Origin of the sequence: Pseudomonas fitomaticsae, from assembly GCF_021018765.1 — a bacterium.
Lineage (GTDB): Bacteria > Pseudomonadota > Gammaproteobacteria > Pseudomonadales > Pseudomonadaceae > Aquipseudomonas > Aquipseudomonas fitomaticsae.
On record NZ_CP075567.1, the window covers coordinates 2910329 to 2933969 of the forward strand.

Consider the following 23641-nt stretch of genomic DNA (forward strand, 5'->3'; position numbering starts at 1 on the left):
CATCGTCACAACCATGTAGGAAACGTCCGATATTTATTTAGCAAATTTCCTACATTTTGTTTGCCTCCCTAACAAAAAACGTGGTTATTATCCGCCGGCGCTTCGGGTCACAAACCCGGCGCCAGAAGATTGCCGTGTGTCTACAGACCCGGCAGTCGCAGCCGATCGGGACCACCCTGGCGCTGTCATCCCCGCGCAGGTTGTTCCTCGTCGTTGACCCTCAAATGGAAGTCGAGGTTTCAATTGGTCACGCGGTGTGCAATCGTCGATGCAATGAACGGGGCGACGTCTGTCGCCAATGATCCGGCCCACTTTCCAGTTGCCTGCGCCGACCGCGCGGCGGCGTTTTTCTCCAGCCTGTCTCCCCCCGAATTTCTGCGTGTGCCCGCGTTCAACGCGAGTCTGCACGCGCGCGCCGCGCCATCCTCCTGAATTCGAATGACCGTGCCGGCATCTGATGCCGGGGCCTGACTGGCGGGGCATTTCTGTCCCGGCCTGATCACAAAAATAAAGTAGTCATGGACGGTAGCCTCCGATGCTCGATAACACTTCCTTGCGTGGGACGAATCCCGCGCAGCCCGACGTTTGCTCCTTGAAACCGTTCGATGCAGACCTGTGCGTGCACGGCCTGTTTGAAGCGCAGGTGCGGCGCAATCCCGAGGCCATCGCCGCACGCTGGCAGCAGGAGGCGTTCAGTTATCGTGAACTGAACACCCGCGCCAACCGGTTGGCCCATCAGTTGCGCATGCTCGGGGTCGGGCCGGACGTGCGGGTCGGGCTGTGTCTGGAGCGTTCGCTGGAAATGCTGGTCGGCGTACTCGCGGTGCTCAAGGCCGGCGGCGCCTATGTGCCGCTGGACCCGGCCTACCCGCAGGCGCGGCTGGCGCACATGCTGGCTGACAGTGCACCGCCGGTGGTACTGACTCACGGCCAGGCGCGCGGTGTTTTGCGGGCGGCACTCGAACAGTCGGCGATCACCCCGACGCTGCTGGATCTGGCCGACGCCCGGGATTGGGCTGCGCTGTCGGCTGACAACCCCGATCCTCACGCGATCGGCCTGACACCCCGTCACCTGGCTTACGTGATCTACACCTCCGGCTCCACCGGCACCCCGAAAGGCGTGATGGTCGAGCATCGCGGGCTGGTTGCGGTGAGCGCCGACTGGGCGCAGCTCTATGCTCTGGGCGAGCCGATCAATCATCTGCAAATGGCCGGTTTTTCCTTCGACGTGTTCAGCGCCGACCTGATCCGTGCGCTGGGTTTTGGCGGCACGCTGGTGCTGTGTCCACGGGACACCCTGATGGACCCGCCGGCCCTGTATCGTCTGATGCGCGAGGCGCAGATTGGCTTTGCCGACTTCGTGCCGGCGCTGCTCAATCCACTGTTGGCGTGGGTCGAAGAGACCGACCACGACCTGTCGTTCCTGCGCACCGTGGTCTGCGGCTCCGACATCTGGACCGCCCACAGCGCGCGGCAATTGCGCAGGCTTTGCGGTGATCGCGTGCAGATCGTCCAGGCCTACGGCGTGACTGAAGCGAGCATCGACAGCACCTGTTTTGAATTCACCGAAAACAGCCCGATCGACGCGGTGCTGCCCATCGGCCGGGCACTGCCCAACACCCGGATTTACCTGCTCGACGCTGACGGCGCACCGGTTGCCGAGGGTGTCGCGGGCGAGTTGTACATCGGTGGCGTCGGCGTGGCGCGCGGTTATCTGAATCTGCCACAACTGACTGCCGAGCGTTTCCTCGACAGCCCGTTCGAGGTGGGTGAGCGCCTTTACCGCACCGGAGATCTGGCGCGTTACCGGGCCGACGGCCAACTGGAATTCCTCGGCCGCAACGATTCCCAGGCCAAGTTGCGCGGCCTGCGTCTGGAGCTGGGGGAAATCGAAACCCGGCTGGCGGACATCCCGGGCGTGCGCGAAAGCGTGGTGCTGCTGCGCCAGGACAGTCCCGGTGAGCCTCGTCTGGTTGCCTATTACTGCGAAAAACCAGACACCACTTTGAGCCCGCGTTCCCTGCGTGAACAGCTGCAAGTCAGCCTGCCGGACTACATGGTACCGACCGCTTTCGTGCGGCTCGACGCGTTGCCGCTGACCGCCAACGGCAAGGTCGATCGTCCCGGTTTACCGGCACCGAATGTCGAGGCGTTCGATCAGCAGGAATACCTGGCACCCCAAGGCTCGCTGGAAACCGCGCTCGCCGCGATCTGGGCCGACGTGCTCGGCGTTGAGCGGGTGGGGCGTCAGGATCAGTTCTTCGCCCTCGGTGGTCACTCGCTGCTGGTGATGCGGGTGCTGGCGCAGGTTCGTCACACGCTGGGGCTGGAAGTCGCGCCTTCGACGCTGTTTGCCGCACCGGTTCTGGCGGAGTTCGCCGAACGGCTGCAAGCCAGTCAGGCTGCGGCTCGCCCGGCCATCACGGCCCTTGAATGCACGGGCGCGCAAACGTTGTCGTCTGCCCAGCAGCGCCTGTGGTTTCTGGCACAAATGGAGGGTGGCAACGCGGCGTATCACATGCCGTTGAACCTGCGTTTGCGCGGTTCGCTGGACGTGGCGGCACTCGAACGCAGCTTCAATCAACTGGTGGCGCGCCATGCTGCGCTGCGCACCACGTTCATCGCCGTTGAAGGGGAAGGGCGTCAACTGGTTTCGCCGCCAGCGCACAGCATCCGGCTGACGGTGACTGACGTGCAGGGGCACGATGCGCAAGAGCGCCTGACCCGTTTGATCGACGAGGAGGGCGCCCGACCGTTCGACCTGAGCCGAGGCCCGCTGATGCGCGTCAGCCTGCTGCGACTGGCGGCGGATGACCATGTGTTGCTGCTGACCCAGCATCACATCATCTCCGATGGTTGGTCGATGGGCGTGCTCACCCGCGAGCTGGGTCAGCTGTACGCGGCGGCGTTGCTGGACCGCGACGATCCGCTGCCGCCCTTGTCCGTGCAATACGTGGATTACGCCGTGTGGCAAAAACAGTGGCTGTCCGGCGACGTGCTGGAGCAACAAAGCCGTTACTGGCGCGAAACCCTCACCGGCGCACCGGTACTGCTGGAATTGCCGACCGATCACAAGCGTCCGCCCGTGCAGGATTACCTCGGCGGTTTTGTCCCGCTGGTCTTCGACGCCACCCTGACCGCACGCCTGAAAGCCTTGGGCATGCAGCAAGGCACCACGCTGTTCATGAATCTGCTGGCCGGTTTTTCGCTGTTGCTGTCGCGCCTGTCGGGACAGAACGATGTGGTGATCGGCGTGCCATCGGCCAACCGCCCGCAGCAGGAACTGGAAGGGCTGATCGGTTTCTTCGTCAACACCCTGGCGCTGCGCATGACTCAGTCAGGTACGCCGTCGGTGGCGCAATGGCTGCAACAGGCGCGGCGGGTGGCACTGGACGCTCAGGAGCATCAAGACCTGCCGTTCGAGCAAGTGGTGGAGTTGCTCAACCCGCCGCGCAGCCTGGCTCACAGCCCGTTGTTCCAGGTGCTGTTTGCCTGGGAGCAGGATCAGGATTCCGATCTGCTGCTGACCGGGCTGGATGTCACGCCGGTCGAGAGCAGCCATCACGTGGCCAAGTTTGATCTGCAACTGGCGCTCCATGAGCACGACGGGCAGATCGTCGGCGGTCTGGAATATGCCTCGGGTCTGTTCGAACGCGGCACTGTCGAGCAGTTCGGCGAGTACCTGCGCCGGGTGCTGACGCAGATGGTCGAGGACAGCCAGCAGTCGCTGGCGAGGATCATGCTGCTGAGCGCCGAGCAATATCAGCAGATCGTTCATGACTGGAACCCCACTGCGCGGGATACCTCGTCGTTGCCCGGTTGCGTGGCACTCTTCGAAACCGTTGCCCGGCAAACGCCCGACGCCGTGGCGCTGCTCGCCGACCGTGAGCAGCAGAGCTACGGCGAGCTGAATCGCGCGGCCAACCGCCTCGCGCATTACCTGATCGAACAAGGCGTCGGCCCTGAACATCGCGTCGGTTTGTGTCTGGAACGCTCGCCGCAAATGGTCATCGGCCTGCTGGCGATCCTCAAGGCCGGCGCGGCGTATGTGCCGTTTGACCCGGCTTATCCGAGTGAACGTCTGGCGTTCATGTTCAGCGATGCCGCGCCGACCTTGCTGCTGACGCAATCGAGCCTGATGGCCGGGCTGCCGGCCAACGAGGCGAAGATCTGCTGCCTGGACACCGACGCATCGCAATGGGCGCTACACCCGACGGATGATCCGCAAGTCATGGTGAACCCGGAAAACCTCGGCTACGTGCTCTACACCTCTGGTTCCACCGGACGCCCGAAAGGCGTGGCCCACAGCCGTCACGCGCTGGACAACCTGATCGCCTGGCAGCTCGATCAAGCCACAACACCGCAGCGTGTGCTGCAATTCGCCTCGCTGAACTTCGACGTCTCGTTCCAGGAAATCTGCAGCACGCTCTGCCAGGGCGGCAGCCTGTTGCTGATGACCGAAGACAGCCGCAAGGACCTTGCCGCGTTGCGCCCGACTCTGGTGGCCGAAGGCGTGCAACGGGCGTTCCTGCCGTTCGCCGTGTTGCAGCAACTTGCCGGCCTGACCGAGCCCGATGCACCGATGCCGGCCGGTGGTTGCGAGATCATAACCGCCGGGGAAGCCCTGCAAATCAACGACGAGCTGCGCGGTTTTGTCCGTGGACTCGGTGGCGCGCAGTTGCATAACCAATACGGGCCGACCGAAACCCATGTGGTCAGTCAGTTCAGCCTTGATTGCAACGACGTCGAATCCTGGCCGGACGCGCCGCCTATCGGCCGACCCATCGCCAATGTGCGGCTCTACGTGCTGGACGAGCATCTGAATCCGGTGCCGGTCGGCGTGGCGGGCGAGTTGTACATCGCTGGCGCCTGCCTGGCCCGTGGCTATCTGAACCGCCCGGACCTGACCGCCGAACGCTTCCTGCCGGATCCGTTCAGTGCCGAACCGGGCGCGCGGATGTATCGCAGCGGCGACCTCGCGAAATTCCAGTCCGACGGCAACGTGCAATACCTGGGACGCATCGACCAACAGGTGAAACTGCGCGGGTTCCGCATCGAACTCGGCGAGATCGACAGCCTGTTGCATCAACAACCCGGTGTGCAGGAAGCCGCCGTGTTGCTGCGTGAAGACGTGGCCGGGGACAAGCGTCTGGTGGCCTACGTGGTCGGCACCGTGACCAGCGAGTCCCTGCGCGCCGAACTGCAACGCCAGTTGCCCGAACACATGATCCCGAGTGCCTGGGTCCGGCTCTCGCAATTGCCGCTGACCCGCAACGGCAAGCTCGACCGACAGGCGCTGCCGGCGCCGGAACGCAGCGCCGGGGCAACTTACGAGGCGCCGCGCAACGACGTTGAACGGCAAATGGCCGAGATCTGGGCCGAAGTGCTCAAGTGCGAGCGGGTCGGCATCCACGACAACTTCTTCGACCTCGGCGGCCACTCGCTGCTGGCGACGCGAATGATCTACGCAATCAACCAGCGCATGGGCGCGCAACTGTCCCTGAGCAGTCTGTTCCAGACCCCGGTGTTGCTGGATCTGGCGGCGCAGGTTTCGCGTGAAGAGCAGAGCATCGAACCGGCGTTTATCCAGATCGAGCCGGATCGCGGCAATCGGCATGAGCCGTTCCCCCTGACCGATATCCAGCAGGCCTACTGGTTCGGTCGCGAGGCCACGGTCAGCCTCGGCGGCGTCAGTGCCCACGGTTACGAAGAACTGCGTATTCCCGAGTTCGACGCCGAACGTTTCGAGCTAGCGTTGAATCGCATGATCCAGCGCCACGACATGCTGCGAGTGGTGTTCCTCAGCGACGGCACGCAACAGGTGCTGGCACAGGTGCCGACCTATCGCATGCCGCGCAGCGATCTGCGCGGTTTACCCGCCGACGTGGCACAACGCACCCTTGAGGCAACCCGCGAACGCCAGTCCCATCAGGTGCTGGACGCCAGTCGCTGGCCGCTGTTCGAGTTCAGTCTGTCGTTGCTCGATGACGGCATCACCCATTTGCACATCAGCCTTGATGCGCTGATCGTCGACGCCGCGAGCACGCAGATTCTCGCCCGGGAATTGATGGCGTTCTACGTCGATCCCGCGCTGGAACTGGCCGAACCGGGCCTGACTTTCCGCGACTACGTATTGGCTGAACAGCAACTGCGCAACGGTCGCCGCTACGAGCAGGCGCTGGGCTACTGGCGCGAACGAGTGACTACTCTGGCCCCGGCGCCAGACCTGCCGCTGGTGCGCCAACCCGAGAGCATCGCCAACCCGCACTTCACCCGCCGCGACCGCGACATGTCCGCCGCGCAGTGGGCGCAACTCAAAGCCGTGGCCAAACAGTTTGCGGTGACGCCGTCGGTGATGCTCCTGACTGCGTTCAGCGAAGTGCTGGCGCTGTGGAGCCGCACGCCGCGTTTCACCCTGAGCCTGCCGCTATTCAACCGTATGCCGTTGCACACCGATGTCGACGAAATCATCGGCGACTTCACCTCGCTGGTGCTGCTGGAAGTCGGTATCGACGGTTCGCAGAGCTTCACCGACAAGGCCCGCGCGGTGCAGGCGCAGCTGTGGCGCGACATCGACCATTCAGTGGTCAGCGGCGTGCGGGTGCTGCGGGAATTGTCCCAGGCCCGGGGCGTGCAGCAGACGGCGATGCCGATCGTGTTCAACAGCACGCTCTCGGAAGCGGCGCCGGAACTGGCCGAATTCAATCTGGCCGACGCATTGAATGCCAAACACATGCACAGCATCACCCAGACCCCGCAGGTGTGGCTCGACCACACCTTGCTGGAGCTGGAGGGGCGCCTGTTGTTCAACTGGGACAGCATCGACGAACTGTTCCCGCAAGGCATGATCGAGCAGATGTTTGTCGCCTATAACACGTTGCTCGACAGCCTGTGCGAGCCGGCAGCCTGGGGCGCAAACACGTCGCAGCTGTTGCCGCAGGCGCGGTTGCCGGCGCCGGTCGACAATCAGCAACCGCTGCCGTTGATGCACGAACTGTTCGAATGTCAGGCCCTGGCCACACCGGATGCACTGGCGGTGATCGGCACGCGACAGTTGACTTACGTGCAACTGCGCAACGAAGCCCGACAACTCGGCGCCCGATTGCAAACGCAGGGCGTGCTGCCGAACCGATTGGTCGCGGTGGTGATGGAGCGCGGTTGGGAACAAGTGGTCGCAACGCTGGCGATTCTGTATGCCGGCGGCGCTTACCTGCCCATCGAACCGACCCAGCCGGCGGAACGTCTGCGGCATATTCTGGAGCGGGCCGAGGCGAGTCTGGCCCTGACCCAACCGGCGCTGCTCGACAGGATCGAATGGCCGACGCAAGTCACGGCCATTGCCGTGACCGATGAAGTCTCGAACGATGAACTGCCATTGCAACCGGTGCAGGTGAACGAAAGCGACCTCGCTTACGTGATCTACACCTCCGGTTCCACCGGGCAGCCCAAAGGCGTGGTGATCGACCATCGCGGCGCGGTCAACACCTTGCTCGACATCAACCGGCGCTTTGCCGTTGGCCCGAATGATCGGGTGTTGGCGATCTCCTCGCTGAGTTTCGACCTGTCGGTCTATGACTTCTTCGGCACGTTGGCGGTGGGCGCGGCGGTGGTCATCCTCGACCCGCAACTGACCCTCGATCCGGAGCACTGGCTCGAATTGATCAAGCGTCATCACGTCAGCCTGTGGAACTCGGTGCCGGCGCTGCTCGGCATGCTGGTCGAATACGTGGAGGGCGAGGGCCGCGCGTTGCCTGCCAGCCTGCGGGTGGCGATGCTGTCCGGCGACTGGATTCCGTTGACTCTGCCCGAGCGGGCCTGGGCCTTGCAGCCGGAGTTGCAGTTGATCAGCCTCGGTGGCGCAACCGAAGCGTCGATCTGGTCGATCTGCTATCCGGTGCAAGACGTCGACCCGGCCTGGCGCAGCATTCCCTACGGCAAGGCCCTCGATCATCAGCGTTTCTACGTGCTGGATGAAGCGCTGCAAGTGCGCCCGGCCTGGGTCGCGGGCCAGCTGTACATCGGCGGCATCGGTCTGGCGAAAGGTTACTGGCGCGATGAAAAACTCAGCGCGGGCAGCTTCTTCGCCCATCCACTGACCGGCGAACGGCTGTATCGCACCGGCGACCTGGGCCGTTTGCTGCCGGACGGCAACATCGAATTCCTCGGTCGCGAAGACAATCAGGTCAAAGTCCAGGGCTATCGCATCGAGCTGGGCGAGATCGAAGCCGCACTCAATCGCCATCCCGGCGTGCAGAGCGCGGTGGTGCGGATTCTTGGCAGCACGTTGGGCGAGAAGCGTCTGGCGGGCTATGTGCTCAAGGCCGACCCGGCGTTGCAGGCCAGCGATTTCAGCGCGTACCTGAGCGACAAACTGCCGGCCTACATGATTCCGGCGTCGTTCACCTTCGTTGAAGCGTGGCCGTTGTCATCCAACGGCAAGGTAGACAAAAAGCGCCTGCCGGAACCGGAGCAAATCGAAGAACAAGGTCCGGCGCTGGAAGTCGAGGGCCCGCAGGAACAGCGACTGGTGGAAATTGTGCAGGGCGTGCTCAAGCGCGAATCCATCGCCGCCAATGCCAATCTGCTGAACCTCGGCGCGACCTCGATCGATATCGTGCGGATCAGCAACGCCTTGTCCGGCGCCTTGCAGTTCCGCCCGCACGTGGCGCAACTGCTGGCCCAGCCGACGCTGCTGCACCTGCTCGGCATGTACCGCCAGAACCGGGCGCGTCAGGATCTGCTCGGCAACGTGCAGCAGGCCTCGGAGCCCGTGCAGGACATGATCGAAGATCCCCAGCAGCGGGCGCAGTTCAAGGCCGAACAGCGCGGACGCCGCGACTTTGCTCAAGCCTTGCCGGCAGTGGCACTGGATCTGCCACAAGACCCGGTCTTCACCCGACGTTTGAGCGATTACCGCTCGGTGCGCCAATACGATCTGCAACCGATCACCACCCAGGCCTTCGCCCATGTACTGGCGGCGCTGGCTCAGGGGCAACTCGACGGCGAGGTGAAATACCAGTTCCCGTCGGCGGGCGGTCTGTACCCGATTCAGGCCTATCTCTACATCAAAGCGGATCGCGTGCTCGGCGTGCCCGGCGGCGCGTATTACTACGATCCCCGCCAGCATCGTTTGCTGGCGCTCCAGAGCGGATTGCTCGACCCGGACACCTACGACTATTTCGTCAACCGTCCGGTGTACGAGAACGCCGCGTTCTCGCTGTTCTTCATCGCCGACATGGCCGCGATTCGTCCGTTGTATGGCGAGCGCAGCCGCGACTTCTGCCACATCGAAAGCGGGGCCATGGCCCAGTTGCTGAGCATGACCGCTGTCGAGCACGGCCTGGGCCTGTGCGGCATCGGCTCGGTCGAGGAGCAACAACTGACGGCGCTGTTCGACCTCGGGCCGAGCCATGAATTGATCTACTCGATGATCGGCGGGCTGCGCACGGCCGATGAACAACACCGCGCGCCGGTCGAGGCGTTTACCAACGAGCCTGTGACCGCAAGCCTGGACGACGAAGACATGGAGGAGTTCGAAGTATGAATGCCGATCAATTGCTGGCGTTGTTCGCTCGCCATGGCGTGGTGCTCGAAGTGGACGGTTACAGGCTGCGCTGCAAGGCGCCGCGCGGGTTTCTCACCGAAGAGCTGACCCAGGCGCTCAAGCGTCACAAACAGGAACTGCTCGCCTTGCTCGGCGGGCACGATGACACGGCGATTCCCCGCCGTGTTGGCGCGCAGGAGTCCTGGCCGTTGTCGTTCTCGCAGCGGCAGTTGTGGTTTCTCGATCAACTGGAACCCGGCAACCCGTTCTACAACGTGCCCACGGCAGTAACGCTCAAGGGACGACTGGACGTCGCGCAACTGGAGCGGGTGCTGAACCAACTGGTGGCCCGCCACGAAGTCCTGCGCACGACGTTTTGCAGCGTGGACGGTGAACCGCGTCAGGTGGTGCACCCGTCGATGCCGCTGTCGTTGCCGGTGACGGACCTGCGCCAATTGCCTGCCGATGAGCGTGAGCAACACGTGCGATTCGCCGTCGAGCAGGATGCCCGGGCGCCGTTCGATCTGGCCACCGGCCCATTGCTGCGGGCGTCGCTACTGCGCGTGGCCGACGACGAATACCTGTGGCTGTACAGCGTGCACCACATCATCGCCGACGGCTGGTCGATGGGCGTGATCCTGCATGAAGTCGCCACGTTGTACGGCGATTATCTGCGTGGCGAAACCCCGACGCTTGCGCCGTTGCCGGTGCAATACGCCGACTACGCCTGCTGGCAGCAACAGCGCGTCGGCGGTGCGGTGCTGGACGCTCAGCTCGACTACTGGCGTCGTACCCTGGACGACGCGCCGCTGTTGTCGACCTTGCCCGCCGACCGGCCGCGCCCGCTGGTGCAGCGTTATGTCGGCGCCACGTTCAGTTCCTCCGTCGATGGCGGCACCTTGCGTGAACTCACGGCGCTGGGCCGGCAAACTCAGGGCACGCTGTTTAACGTGCTGCTCGGTGCTTTGGCGGTGCTGCTGTGGCGCCACAGCGGTCAGCAGGATCTGTGCATCGGCACACCGTTCGCCAACCGCAATCGCCCGGAAGTCGAGCCGCTGATCGGCCATTTCGTCAACACGCTGGTGCTGCGTCAGCGCCTGAATCCGCAGCAGACCTTCGCCGAACTGCTGCGCGAAGTGCGGGGCCAGATGCTCGACGTCCACGCCCATCAGGACGTGCCGTTTGACCGCGTGGTCGAAGCCGTCAACCCGCAACGCGATCCCGCTCGTTCGCCGTTGTTCCAGGTGATGCTGGTGTTGCAGAACACACCGGGCAACGCGGTGCTGATGCCCGGTCTGGAACTGGCGCCCTACGGCACCAGCAGTGCCACAGCCAAGTTCGATCTGGCATTCGAATGGGTCGAGCGGGCAGGGCGGCTGGACCTGTTGGTGGAATACAACACCGACCTCTACGACGTTGCGACCATCGAGCGTTTGAGCGGGCACTACCGTCATCTGCTCGAACAGATCGCCGCTGACGCCAAGCAACCGATCAATGCCTTGCCGTTGATGAACGAGGCGGAGCGTCAGCAGGTGCTGGTCGACTTCAACCGCACCGCACCACTGATGCAAGCGGCGCCCTGCGTGCATCAACTGGTCGAAGCGCAGGCCGCGAGCAACCCTCAGGCCTGCGCAGTGGTATTCGAGGGTGAATCGCTGAGCTACACCGAACTCAATGCCCGGGCCAACCGACTGGCGCGGCATTTGCGCACCTTGGGCGTCGGCCCGGATGTGCGCGTGGCGGTGTGCATCGAGCGTTCGCTGGAATTGCCGGTGGCGCTGCTGGCGGTGCTCAAGGCCGGCGGCGCCTACGTGCCGCTGGATCCGGATTATCCGCTGGGTCGCCTGAGCCATATGCTCGGCGACAGCACGCCGGCGGTGCTGCTGACCCTCGGTTCGGCGCACGGAATCTTGCGTCAGGCCGTGCAAGGGTCGAACCGGGAAGCGCCGATCCTCGACCTCGAAAAGGACGCCGCGAGCTGGGCGTCGCTGCCGGCGGACAATCTCGATCCACGCAATGTCGGCGTAAACCCTGACCATCTCGCCTACGTGATCTACACCTCGGGCACCACCGGGTTGCCCAAGGGCGCGATGGTCGCCCACCGTGGCTTGAGCAATTTGCTGCTGTGGTGTTTGCAGGTCTGCGGCGAAGCCGGGGCGATGTTGCACAAGATCCCGTTCGGTTTCGATGCGTCGGCCTGGGAGACGTTCTGGCCGCTGGCAACCGGCGGACGGCTGGTGATCGCGCGGCCAGGCGGGCATTACGAACCGGCGTATCTGGCCCGCGAGGTGCGCGAGCAGCAGGTCACGGCGCTGGTGTTCGTGCCGGCGATGTTGCAGCTGTTTCTGGAAGTCGACGAGGTCAGCCAGTGTGCGTCGCTGACCGATGTGTTCAGCGGCGGCGGCGAACTGCCGCCAGCGCTGGCGCGGCGCTTTCAGGAGCGTCTGCCCCATGCGCGGCTGCACAACGTCTACGGCCCGACCGAAACCACGGTGATCAACAGCATCTGGACCCTGGAGCCCGGCGCGGAAGTGCCGGCCTGGCAACTGCCGATCGGTCGGCCGATTTCCAACAACCGTTTTTACGTACTCGATGACCGCGACGAGCCGGTGCCGGTGGGCGTGACCGGGCATCTGCACATTGGCGGCGTGGGCGTGGCCCGGGGTTATCTGGGGCTGGCGCAACTGAGTGCCGAGCGCTTTATCGCTAATCCGTTTGTGACAGGTGATCGGCTCTATCGCAGCGGCGATCTGGCGCGTTATCGCCCGGACGGTCAGCTGGAATTTCTCGGTCGCAACGATTTTCAGGTCAAGTTGCGCGGCGTGCGTCTGGAACTGGGCGAGATCGAAGCCCGGCTCGAAGCGTTTCCCGGTATCCGCAGCGCCGTGGTGTTGATGGTCGGTGAAGCGGCGCAGGATCAGCGGCTGGTGGCCTGCTGTGTGGTGGCCGAACCCGTGGACGAAGCAGCGGTGCACGCCCATCTGGCGACAACCCTGCCCAGAGCGGTGATCCCCGGCAGCTATCTGTGGCTCGACGCCTTGCCGCTGACTGCCAATGGCAAGGTCGATCGCACTGCGCTGACGGCATTGGCGGATGAGGAAATGGTCAACCGTCAGGTCAATCTGAGCAGCCCGCGCGACCACATTGAACTGGCGCTGTACCAGATCTGGAAAAGCCTGTTGCTGGCGCCGCAGATCGGCATTCGCGACAACTTCTTCAATGTCGGCGGCACCTCCATCGCCGCGATCAAGATGGCCCATGAAATCAGCCAGCAGTTCGCGGTCGAAGTGCCGGTGCGCGTGGTGCTCAGCTACCCGACCATCGAAGCGCTGGGCGGCTGGCTGCGGGTTGGGGCCAACCCGGCGCTGGCCCAGAGCAACCTGATCGAATTCCGTCGTGGCAGCGGCCAGCACAACGTGGTGTGCATTCACCCGGCGGGCGGCACGGCGTTCTGTTATTTGTCGCTAGCCAAGGGGCTGCCGGATGAAACCGGCGTCTATGGGGTGCAATCGCCGGGGTTGAATCCGGGGGAGCGCACCGAGCCGACGGTCGAAGCGATGGCCGAGGCTTACTTGCGCCTGATCGAACCGCTGGCACAGCAACCTTTGATCCTCACCGGGCTGTCGTTCGGCGGTCTGGTGGCCTATGAAATGGCGCGGCGGTTGACGGCGGCGGGGCATCGTCAGGTGACGGTGGTGCTGCTCGACACCCAGGGCAGCGACGATCCGGGTTTCCGCGAGCAGATCGGCACCGTCGACATGGCCGAGTTCCGCGACAAACTGGTGCGTTTCAACGGCATGTACCCCGGCATCGAAGACGCCCAGGTCGAACGCTATTTCAACATTTACAACCACAACCGCCTGGCCATGGCCGCCTTTGAATGCGCGCCGCGCGCCGGTCGTGTGGTGCTGATTCAGGCCCGGGAAGATTTCAGCCGCCATCAATTGCGTGAACTGCGGGGCTTCTGGCGTCGCCGCGCAGGCAGCGGTTATCTGGCGAAACTGGTCAGCGGCGGGCACTGGGACATGCTCGAAAGCGCGGAAATCCATCGGGTCTCGCAAATCATCCGTCGTGAGCTGCAACGCTTCGACGCGCAGGAGGCGAAATGATGAGTGCGTCCAAAGACAGGCCGTTGCTTGCGCGTTTTGCCGAGCAAGTTCTGCGTAATCCGCAAGCGCCGGCGGTGATCGATCAGTCGGTCACGCTGACTTACGCCGAACTGGCCAGCGCCAGCGAACGCATTGCCCGAGGGTTGCAGGCGCGCGGCGTCGAGCCCGGTCAGTCGCTGGCATTGTGCATGCCGCGTTGCTGGCAATGGCTGGCGGCGATTCTCGGCGCGCTGAAAGTCGGCGCGGTGGTGGTCCCGCTGGATCGAGCCAGCCCGTTCAAACGCCGGGAGTTGATGCTGACGGATGCGGCGTGTGTCGGCCTGATTACCCTGGATGAAGAACCACTGTGGTCGCCTTCACTGTGGCAAACCAGTGTCGAGGCCTTGCTCGATCAGCCGGACGCTCCGCCGCAATCGCTGGCCGCAGACTTCGCCGAGGTGATGTTCCTGTTCTACACCTCGGGCACCACCGGCACGCCGAAAGCGGTCGAGGTGGGCGAGCGCGGCTTGCTGCGGCTGGCGCACACCGACGGCTATATCGAGATTCGCCCGACGGACCGCTTCGCCTGCCTGTCCAACCCGGCATTCGATGCGTGCAGTTTCGAACTGTGGGCGCCGCTGCTCAACGGCGGTTGCTGCGTGATGATCGCCGACGAGGACGTGCTGGATGCGCGGCGTCTGGCCGAGGTGCTGGAGCGGACGCAGGTCGACAACCTGTTCATGACGGTGTCGCTGTTCAACACCTTGATTGCAGAGTGGCCGTCGTGTTTTTCCAGCGTGCGTCAGGTGCTGATCGGCGGTGAGCAGATCAGCGCTGCCGCCGTGCGCGGATGGTATCGGGCCAATCCTGAGAGCCGCTGCCGGATTTTCAATGTTTACGGTCCGACCGAATGCACCACGTTTGCCCTGTGCTGGCCGATCAGCCGCGACTTTGCCGGTGACTCGGCGCCCATTGGCCGACCGTTGCCGGATACCGGTGTGCAGGTGCTGGATGAGCAGCAGCGTCCGGTGCCGGCGGGCGAGGTCGGTGAGTTGTATCTGAGTGGCAGCGGTGTCGCCCGTGGCTATCGCAACCGGCCCGAAGAAACCGCCCGCCAGTTCGTTCATTTGCCCGATCTCGACGGTGGTGCGCAGGTGCATTACCGCACCGGTGACCTGGTGCGGCGCAATGCCGAAGGCTTGATCGAGTACCTGGGGCGGGTCGACCGTCAGGTGAAAATTCGTGGTTTCCGGATTGAGCCGGGGGAGGTGGAGCAGCGGATGCTGGAGTATCCGGGTGTGGCGCAGGTGTATGTCTGCACCCGGCGTCAGGCGGCTGAAGATCATCAGTTGCTGGCGTTCATCGTGCCGCGCGGGGATCTGGACTATCACGCCTTCGAAGACCATCTGCGGGCTCAACTGGCGCCGTATATGCGGCCGCATCAGTTGTTTCTGCTGGATCGTTTGCCGCTGACGGCCAATGGCAAGATCGACCGCGACGGGTTGTTGGCCCAAGGGTTGAGTCCGTGGCATCCAGTCCTGGCGGTTACGGATAACGAAAGCGTTTCACCGGCGCTGGAATGGTTGTTGAGTCAGGCCCGTTTGCTGCTCGGCCAACCGGCCCTGAGTGCGCAGGACGACTGGCTGGGTAGCGGCGGCGATTCTCTCAAGGCCATGCGCCTGCGTTCGGCGATCCGTGTTCGTTGGCAGCGTGAGATCGCGCTCGACATGTTGCTCAACGAGCCTTTCTCGTCGTTGGCCGAACAACTGACCGGTGAAACCAACTGCGATTCGATCTACCCACCTGCGCCTCTGATCAGCAGCGCCAAACGCCTGCCGGCCACCGCCGAACAGCGTCGTTTGTGGCTGTTGCAACAACGTTCACCGACCTCGACCGCATATAGCGTGCCGCTGATTCTGCATCTGGCGGCAGGTGTAGATGTCGCGGCACTGGCTGAGGCCGTGGGTCGTCTCGTGCAGCGTCATCCGGGGTTACGCACGGCTTTTGCGCCCGGTAGCGATGGACTCGATCAGGTAATCGCCGAACAGGGTCCGACCTGTCGCACCTTCGCGGTCGGGCATTTTACCGAGGACAACTGGCGGGCCTTCGCGGAGTTGGTGTTCGCCGCGCCGTTCGACCTGACCACGCCTAACCTGTTTCAGGCCCGGCTGTTGCCGTTCGCCGATGGCAGCTGCCGGTTGTTGCTGAACCTGCATCACATCATCGTTGATGGCTGGTCGGTGAACCTGCTGTTCGATGACCTGAATCAGCTTTACACCGATGTCCTGCAAGGCCGCGACAGCCCGCAGCCAGCCGCACGACTGACGACGCTGGAGTTTGGCCAGTGGCAGCGCCAGTGGAGCGTCGATCCGCATTATCGCGACCAGCGCCGCGCCCTGGCCGAGTTGCATCGCCGGCAGGAGGAACCGTCGCCGGCGTTGATGCCAATGCGCGAAATCAGCCCCGCCGCCCGGTTGCACCGGGAACCCTTGGGCCCACTGCGCAGCGCGGCCCTCGAACGCTTTTGCACCCAGCAACGACTGACCCGTTTCGAAGTGCTGTTCAGTGCCTTCGCCTGGAGCCTGTACGCCCTGACCGGCTGCGAGCGGCCACGGATCGCCAGCCCGGTGTCCAACCGGCCGCTGGCGGAGTTCGAAGACACCGTCGGCATGTTTGCCAACACCGTTCTGATCCCCACTGCCGTTGAAAACGCATTGTCCCTGAGCGAGCACTTGCGCAAACAGACCGCCACCGTGCGCGAAGTGCTGGCGTTGCAGGACGTGGCGCTGGCGGATCTGGTGGAAGACCTGCGGCTGTCGTCGAGCCCGTTGCTGTTCGATTTCATGTTTGTGCTGGAAAACACCGATTACGCGGCGCTGACCGATTCCAGCCTGCGCGCCACGCTGGAATTCAACGAGCAGTTGCATGCCAAGTGCCCGCTGACGTTGTTGATGGTGGGGAGCGGTTCGCAGCTGGAATGCTGGTGGGAATATCAGTGCAGCTATTTCGATGCTCAACAGATGAGCGCGGTGAACGCGCTGTTTCGCCGAGGCTTGGACTTGTTGCTGGAAAGCCCGGCGGCCAGGCTCGACGATTTACTCGGTCCGTATCGACTTGGTTTGCCACCGGCCAGCGAAGGTCCGCAGATTGCGCTGCCGTTCAATACATTGGCGGACGGATTCGAGCATCAAGTGCATTGCACGCCGGAGGCGGTTGCGCTGGTTCAGGGTCAGCGTCATCTCACTTATCGCGATTTGAATACGCTGGCCGATGCTCTGGCTGCCACCCTGATCGAGAGTCATCCACTGCCGGCCGGGAACGCGCCGCTGCATGTCGTGCTGTTCCTCGATGCCTCGGTGGAACACATCGTCGCCTTGCTGGCGCTGGCCAAACTCAACCTGACCGCCGTGCCGCTGGATCCTGCTTATCCGGTGGTGATCCAGCGTCAGGTGCTGGAGCAGGCGCAACCGCATTGTGTGCTGTTCAGCGACACAACGGCGGCCGCGCTGGATGACCTGAACGCCGGACGATTCGCCACGCATCGGGTCGATCTGCACGCCGATGTCAAAGCGTTCGAACGCCCACGCCACGCCGGTGAACGGCCGCTGTACACGCTGTTCACCTCCGGATCGACGGGCACGCCCAAAGGTGTGCAAGTGTCGGAGCGAACCCTGTGCAACCTGCTGCAATGGCAGCGCACCGAAGGGCAGTTGCCGGCGAAGGCGGTAACGCTGCAGTTCTCGATGCTGTCGTTCGATGTGTCGTTCCAGGAGATCTTCAGCACCCTGTGCGGCGGTGGTTGTTATCACCTGATCACGCCGCGCTGGCGGCAGGATGCCGAGGCGTTGCTGGATTACATGGTCGAGGCGCGGATCGAGCGCCTGTTTCTGCCATACGTGGCCTTGCAGCATCTGGCGCAAACCGCAGTGAACCGGGGCATTTACCCGTCGGCGTTGCGTGAGGTGATCACGGCCGGCGAGCAACTGCTCTGCACGGAGGCGCTGCGCAACTGGTTCGACGGCATGCCGCAGGCCTCGTTGTTCAACCACTATGGCCCGACTGAAACCCACGTGGTCAGCGCCTTGCGCCTGCCGCCCGTGGCGCGGGACTGGCCATTGCGCGCACCGATCGGCCATGGCGTCGGCAATGCGCGGTTGCTGCTGGTCGATGAACATGACCGCCCGGTGCCGATCGGCAGTCGCGGCTATTTGCTGGTGGCCGGGCCGATGGTTGCTCGCTGCTATCTGGCTGATCCTGCGCTGAACGCCGCGCGATTTGTCGAGCTGGCAGACGGCTGTCTGTACTACCGCACCGGCGATCTGGCGTGGGCCGACGCCCAAGGCTGCCTGCATTATCTGGGACGTGACGATCAGCAGATCAAACTCAGCGGCCATCGTCTGGAGCTGGGGCAGATCGAGGCGGCGCTGATGCAGGTGCCGGAAGTGGTCAACGCGGTGGTCGCGGTTCAGGCTGATCCACCACAGTTGATCGCCTGGCTGCAGCTCGATGGCCAACCTGCGACCTCGCAACAATTGGATCGTCAGGTGGCGCGACTGCTGCCGGCCCACGTGCGGATCGATGAATACCGACGGCTTGACCTTTGGCCACGCACCCCCAGCGGCAAGATCGACCGCAAGGCCTTGCCGAATCTGGGCGAGGCGTTGGAGCGGCGCAGCACGCCACAACCGGTTGTTCAATTGAGTGCGCTGGAGCGGCAGCTGAGCGAGTTGTTCCAGGCCGTGATCGGCCGTGACATCGAGCCGGAGCAGACCTTCTTCGAGGCGGGCGCCACCAGTCTCGGTCTGATGCGTTTGCACGGGCGTTACGCCGCAGAGCTGCCGCACAAGGTGACGATGGCCGACCTGTTCGAGCACGTCACGGTGCGACGTCTGGCGGCGCATTTGTCGACCGCGCCGGTGGACGTGGCGGAGCGTGTACGGCAGACCGATACAGGCCATCAGCCGATGGCGATTATCGGTATGTCGGTCAATGTGGCCGGGGCGCAGAACCTGTCCGAGTTCTGGGCGATGGTGCAAGGCAATGCGCTGGGCATCGAGCACTTTGCTGCCGAAGAAGGCCTGGTCGGCGCCCGCAGCCAACTGGCGGGCCTGCTCGATTTCGATCCCGAGTACTTCGGCATCAGCCGCCAGGAAGCCCGGCTGATGGACCCGCAACAGCGGCATCTGCTGATGGCGTGTGTGCAGGCCCTGCAACACGCGGCCATCGTTCCATCGGCGGACGGCCCGCGTATCGGCCTGATCGCCAGTTGCGGCGAAACCACCTACTTCCAGCAGATGCTGCGCGAAACCGCCGAAGGCGATCTGCCGGACGGTTTTCAGCTAGCGCTGCAGCACGACAAGGATTTTCTCGCGACCAAAGCCGCGTATCACCTGGACCTCAACGGCCCGGCCCTGAGCGTGCAAGCTGCATGCGGCAGTTCGCTAATCGCCGTGCACCTGGCCAGTTCGATGCTGCGTCAGGGCGACAGTGACGTGATGCTCGCAGCCGGGGTGCTGATCGATCCGACCCTGACCGAGGGCTATCGGCATCGCTCGCAGCACATCTTTTCCGCCGATGGTTTGTGTCGTCCATTCAGCGACGACGCCAGCGGCACCCTTGGCGCCAGCGGCTATGGCGTAGTGGTGCTCAAACCGCTGGCCAAGGCGCGGGCCGATGGCGACCGGATCTATGCGCTGCTCGAAGGCTCTGCACTGAACAACGATGGCCGAGCCAAGATGAGCTACACCGCGCCGTCGGTGGCCGGGCAGAGCGCGGTTATCCGCGATGCCTTGAGCCGGGCCGGATTGACCGGCGCCGACATTGGCTACATCGAGGCCCATGGCACCGGCACTTTGCTGGGCGATCCGATTGAAGTCGCGGCGCTGACCAAGGCTTTCGGCGATGCGCCGGTCGGTCAGTGCGCATTGGCTTCGGTGAAAAGCCAGATCGGTCATCTGGGCGCAGCGGCGGGGGTGGTCGGGCTGATTCGCGCCAGCCTTGCGGTGTTCCATGGCGTGCTGCCGCCGAACCTCGGTTTTGGCCGGATCAACCCGCAGATCGATCTGGAGCATTCGCCGTTCTATGTGCCGACCACGTCCCGGCCATGGCCGGACGGTCGGCGGCGACTGGCCGGTGTGAGCAGTTTCGGGATCGGCGGGACCAATGCGCATGTCATCGTCGGTGCTGCGCCCAAGGCTCAGGAAGGGGTCGAGGAAACGGTGCCGGTGCTGATGATTTCGGCTCACAGCCGAGCGGAGTTGCTGCGAGATATCGCGGCGCTTCGCGAATATCTGCAAACCAATCCCGAGCAGCACACCGCGTTGTTGCGGCACTTGCAGTCAGGTCGCCGGCAATTGCGTTGGCGCTTCGCGATGGTCTGTCGGCCGGGTGATGACATTCCATTGCAGCCAACAGCGATCAAGGAGGTCACGGTCTCAAGTGCGCAGTTGATCTCGCGTGATCAATCGCCGCAGGAACTGCTGGATGCCTGGTACGAGGGCGTGAACATCCAATGGTCGCAGCGCTCGGCACCGCCGCCCTGGGATTTGCCGCCATCGTCGTTCGATCTTCAGACCTATCGTTTCCAGACACCTGTAGCTGTTCAACCGGATGCGCCAGCCCTTGAGCGACAACCGCTGGCGGACTGGTTCCACCAACGTCAGTGGGTGCGCACCCGGCGCCTGAGCGCGACAGCGACGGCCGGATCCCGCGAGGTGCTGATTCTGTGCAGCCATGAGGCACCGGAATCGGCATTGCTGGCGAGCCTGAACACTGTCTATCGACGCGTGATTCAGGTGCGCACCGGCAATGGCTTCAAGCGCTTGAGCGCGGACCGTTTCGAGCTGGATCCGCTGGACACCGAAGCCCTGAACCGGTTGCTCGCCGAAGTAGCAGAACCTGCGCTCGATGAACTCGACTGGCTGCATGCCTTGCCGCTGGCGGTGTCGGGCGCGGTCAACGAGCAAAGTCTGGATCTGGCGCAGTGGGCCTGTCTGGACACGGTCAGCGCATTGATGCAGGCCTGGGGGCAAGCCCCGCGCACGACACGTCTGCGGCTGTGGTTGATTTCATGGCAGGCGTGCCCGGTGGACGGCGAAGTTCAGCGGCCCGAGCTGGCAGCGCTGGCCGGCATCACCGAAGTGGTGCCGCAGGAATACCCGGTGCGTTGCCACTGGCTGGATTTGCCATCGTTGCGCCTCGAAGCGCAGGCCGGCGAGTTGGCAGCGTTGCTTGCCGATCCGGCTTCATTGCCTCGGCGAATGGCGGTGCGCGACGGTTACCTCTGGCAGCCACGCTTGCTGCCCCAGCCATTGACCGGCCCAACAACCACATCAGGCCTTCTGCCGGAAGACGGTACGTTTCTGGTGCTGGGCGGCAGCGGCGGTATCGGTCGGACCCTGTGCGAACACCTGCTGCAGGCACCCGCGCGCCGTGTGGTGCTGATCTCGCGCCAAGGGCAATTGCCTGAGTCACTGGCGGCGTACGCGTCGCGGATCGACTGCATCAAAGCAGACATCGCCGACCTGCCGCACTGGCCGCAGATCCTCGATCAACTGGCCGTTCGTTACGGTCGCCTGAGCGGGGTGATTCATGCGGCGGGCGTCGGTGCGGGCAGTCTGATTCGCCATCGCGATGCCCGACAAATGGCCGAGGCCATGGCCGCCAAAACTCGCGGCATGCTGGCGGTCGAAGCCTTGATCGAGCACCTGACGCCGGGTTTTGTCCTGTACTGCTCGTCGATGTCGGCGCTGTTCGGCGGCGCGGGGCATCTGGACTACGCGGCAGCCAGCGGGGTGCTCGACGGCTTCACCCACTATCGCCCGAACCCGGCCGACGCTTGCCTGCGTCTGGGGATCAACTGGGACATCTGGTGCGATATCGGCATGGCCACCACCAGCAACGGTGGAGACGTCGCGCATCTGGAGCATCTGACGGTCGGTCTCTCGGCCGAAGAGGGCTGTCGGGTGTTCGACCTGGCGATGGCGACGCAGTTGCCGCAGCTGCTGATCTCCACCACCGGCATCGACACGGCTCGGCGGTTTTATCCGGTTCGCCATGGTGCTGTGGCCGCATCGGTCGAAGCGCCGAAGGGCGTGGATCTTTCGACGCGTTTGCGTGAGTGCCTGTGCAAGTGGCTCGGTGTGGCCGAGCTGGAGGACGACGATTCGCTGTACGACCTGGGCGCGGATTCGCTGACGCTGCTCGACCTGATCGACGAACTGCAAGCAGCCACCGGCGAGGTGTTCCAGCTGTCGCAGTTCAGCCACAAGGTCAGCCTGAGCGAGGTGCTGGGACTGGTCTCGACCGCCACGGTTGAAGAGGCGGCCGCCGTAACACTGCACGGCTGGCACGACGCGGTGCGGATCGATCAATGGCATGCCGGTGCCGGCCGCGACTGGCTGTACCTGATCCACCCGGTGGGCGGCGATGTTCAGGCCTATCGGGAGCTGGTGTCGGCGCTGCCGGCGGAACTGGGCGTGTGCGTGATCGCCGACCCGGCGCTGCGCCTGCCGCAGTTGCCGAACATCAGCGTGGAGGAGCGTGCACGCTGGTATCTGGAGGCGATCAAGACCCATCTTCCGCACGGCAGCACTTGGCGCCTTGCAGGCTGGTCCTTCGGTGCATGGGTGGCGCAAACGCTGTGTCATCAGGCCCGGGCTGACGGGTTCAGGCAACCGTTGTTGTACCTGATCGACCCTCCCGCGCCGGATGCCGGTGCGGAACTGGCCGGCATCGACGAGCAGACCATCGAGCAGGTGTTCCAGCGTGAGTTTGCTCAACGCTGGCCGGCAGCCGAAGGGCAGGGCATGGCCGAGGAACGCCAGGCGTATCTGCAACGGCTGACCCTGTGCTGTCGCAACAACATGACCAGCATGGTCGACTTCCAGCCGCCTGCGCTGGCGACCACGGCGGTGCGGCTGTTCATCGCCGGGCACGTCAATCCTTACGGGCTCGGCAACGCATGGAATCCGGACGACCTGCAACGCAACTGGCAGGCCTTGCTGCCGCAGTTGCGCAGCTGGCAAACCCTGGACACCGATCACTACGGCATCGTGGCGGGCCGCTGGGCGCGGTTGCTGGCCGAGGTCATCGGTACGGATGAGCCTTCGCCATGAATGAGTCGATCTCGATGCCGCAATGGTGGCTGGCCCTGACCAAGGTCTTATGCGAAGCCGAACCGGATGAGGCCTTGCATCTGCGCTTGAGCCGATTCCACGGGCAGGTGCCATTTCAGCTGTTTCATCTCTGGCAGGCCGACGTGGTCATGCCGATGCTCGGCGAAGCCTTGCCGGAACATCAGCAGGCGCTGCTCGTGTTGCAGAGCCTGCATCAGCGAGCGGCGCTCGGCGTGATCGGGCGTCAGGGCGAGTGGCGGGCCGCGCTCAAACCGGTGTTGCTGGCGCTGTATCGCAAGGCCTATGCCTATGACGCGGCGTACGCCAAGGCCCACGCCAGTGCGATGACCTACGGCCTCGCGCCAGCCAACAGCGCCATGATTGCCGAGCACTTCGGCGATGCCGATGCGTTCGCCGAGTATTACGCGCAACTGAATACCGAGGCCGCTGCCACAGCGTTTGCCCTGGCCCATGCCAGCGCCAACGCCGAGGTGTCGGCCCGGGCTTTTGCGGACGACGATGCAGACACCTGCGCGCAGATTTGCGGGGCATCCGTGCGGGTTTACGTCGGGGCTCGCGCGCAGACCGATGAACAACGAAATGCCGTATTCAACCAACTCGCCGCCGGGCTCGAGCGAAGCCTGGCCACGCTGCAATCCCGTTCAACAGGAGAACGACATGAATGACGCACAACTGCAATTCGATGTGGTGATCAACGCCCAGGGTCAGTATTCCCTGTGGCCGGCGGGCAAGCCGATGGCCAGCGGCTGGAGCGAGGCTGGGATGCGCGGCGAGCGTCAGGTCTGTCTGGATTACATCAACGAACACTGGATCGACATGCGCCCGCGTTCGCTACGCGAGCAGTCATCAGCGTCGTTCCAATAAAAAGGGTG

5 protein-coding genes are annotated in these 23641 nt (G+C 64.0%); all 5 read left to right on the forward strand.

The features are described 5' to 3' along the window. The first annotated feature begins 535 nt into the window (after nt 1-535). Genes KJY40_RS13125 through KJY40_RS13145 form a run of 5 tightly spaced genes read left to right on the forward strand, consistent with a single transcriptional unit; the run spans nt 536 to nt 23633 of the window. On the forward strand, nt 536-9544 hold the full coding sequence (locus tag KJY40_RS13125) for a non-ribosomal peptide synthetase (RefSeq protein ID WP_230737329.1): 9009 nt from the start codon (nt 536-538) through the stop codon (nt 9542-9544). Beyond that, nucleotides 9541-13653, forward strand: coding sequence for a non-ribosomal peptide synthetase (locus KJY40_RS13130; RefSeq protein WP_230737330.1), 4113 nt, complete (start codon nt 9541-9543; stop codon nt 13651-13653). The genes KJY40_RS13125 and KJY40_RS13130 overlap by 4 nt, the downstream gene beginning before the upstream one ends. Beyond that, entirely contained in the window at nt 13650-22748 is a 9099-nt protein-coding gene (locus KJY40_RS13135; RefSeq protein WP_230737331.1) for a non-ribosomal peptide synthetase, read from the forward strand. Before KJY40_RS13130 ends, KJY40_RS13135 begins: the two co-directional genes overlap by 4 nt. After that, nucleotides 22745-23434: a hypothetical protein gene (locus tag KJY40_RS13140; protein WP_230737332.1), complete on the forward strand. Its 690-nt coding sequence runs from the start codon at nt 22745-22747 to the stop codon at nt 23432-23434. The genes KJY40_RS13135 and KJY40_RS13140 overlap by 4 nt, the downstream gene beginning before the upstream one ends. Continuing rightward, a complete protein-coding gene (locus tag KJY40_RS13145; RefSeq protein ID WP_127797766.1) occupies nt 23427-23633 on the forward strand; it encodes an MbtH family protein in 207 nt (68 codons plus the stop codon). The genes KJY40_RS13140 and KJY40_RS13145 overlap by 8 nt, the downstream gene beginning before the upstream one ends. The last annotated feature ends 8 nt before the right edge of the window (nt 23634-23641 follow it).

Excerpts from the sequence above, each read along its gene's own strand:
- KJY40_RS13125 (WP_230737329.1), top strand. The coding sequence starts at position 536 with ATGCTCGATAACACTTCCTTGCGTGGGACGAATCCCGCGCAGCCCGAC.
- KJY40_RS13130 (WP_230737330.1), top strand. The coding sequence starts at position 9,541 with ATGAATGCCGATCAATTGCTGGCGTTGTTCGCTCGCCATGGCGTGGTG.
- KJY40_RS13135 (WP_230737331.1), top strand. The coding sequence starts at position 13,650 with ATGATGAGTGCGTCCAAAGACAGGCCGTTGCTTGCGCGTTTTGCCGAG.
- KJY40_RS13140 (WP_230737332.1), top strand. The coding sequence starts at position 22,745 with ATGAATGAGTCGATCTCGATGCCGCAATGGTGGCTGGCCCTGACCAAG.
- KJY40_RS13145 (WP_127797766.1), top strand. The coding sequence starts at position 23,427 with ATGAATGACGCACAACTGCAATTCGATGTGGTGATCAACGCCCAGGGT.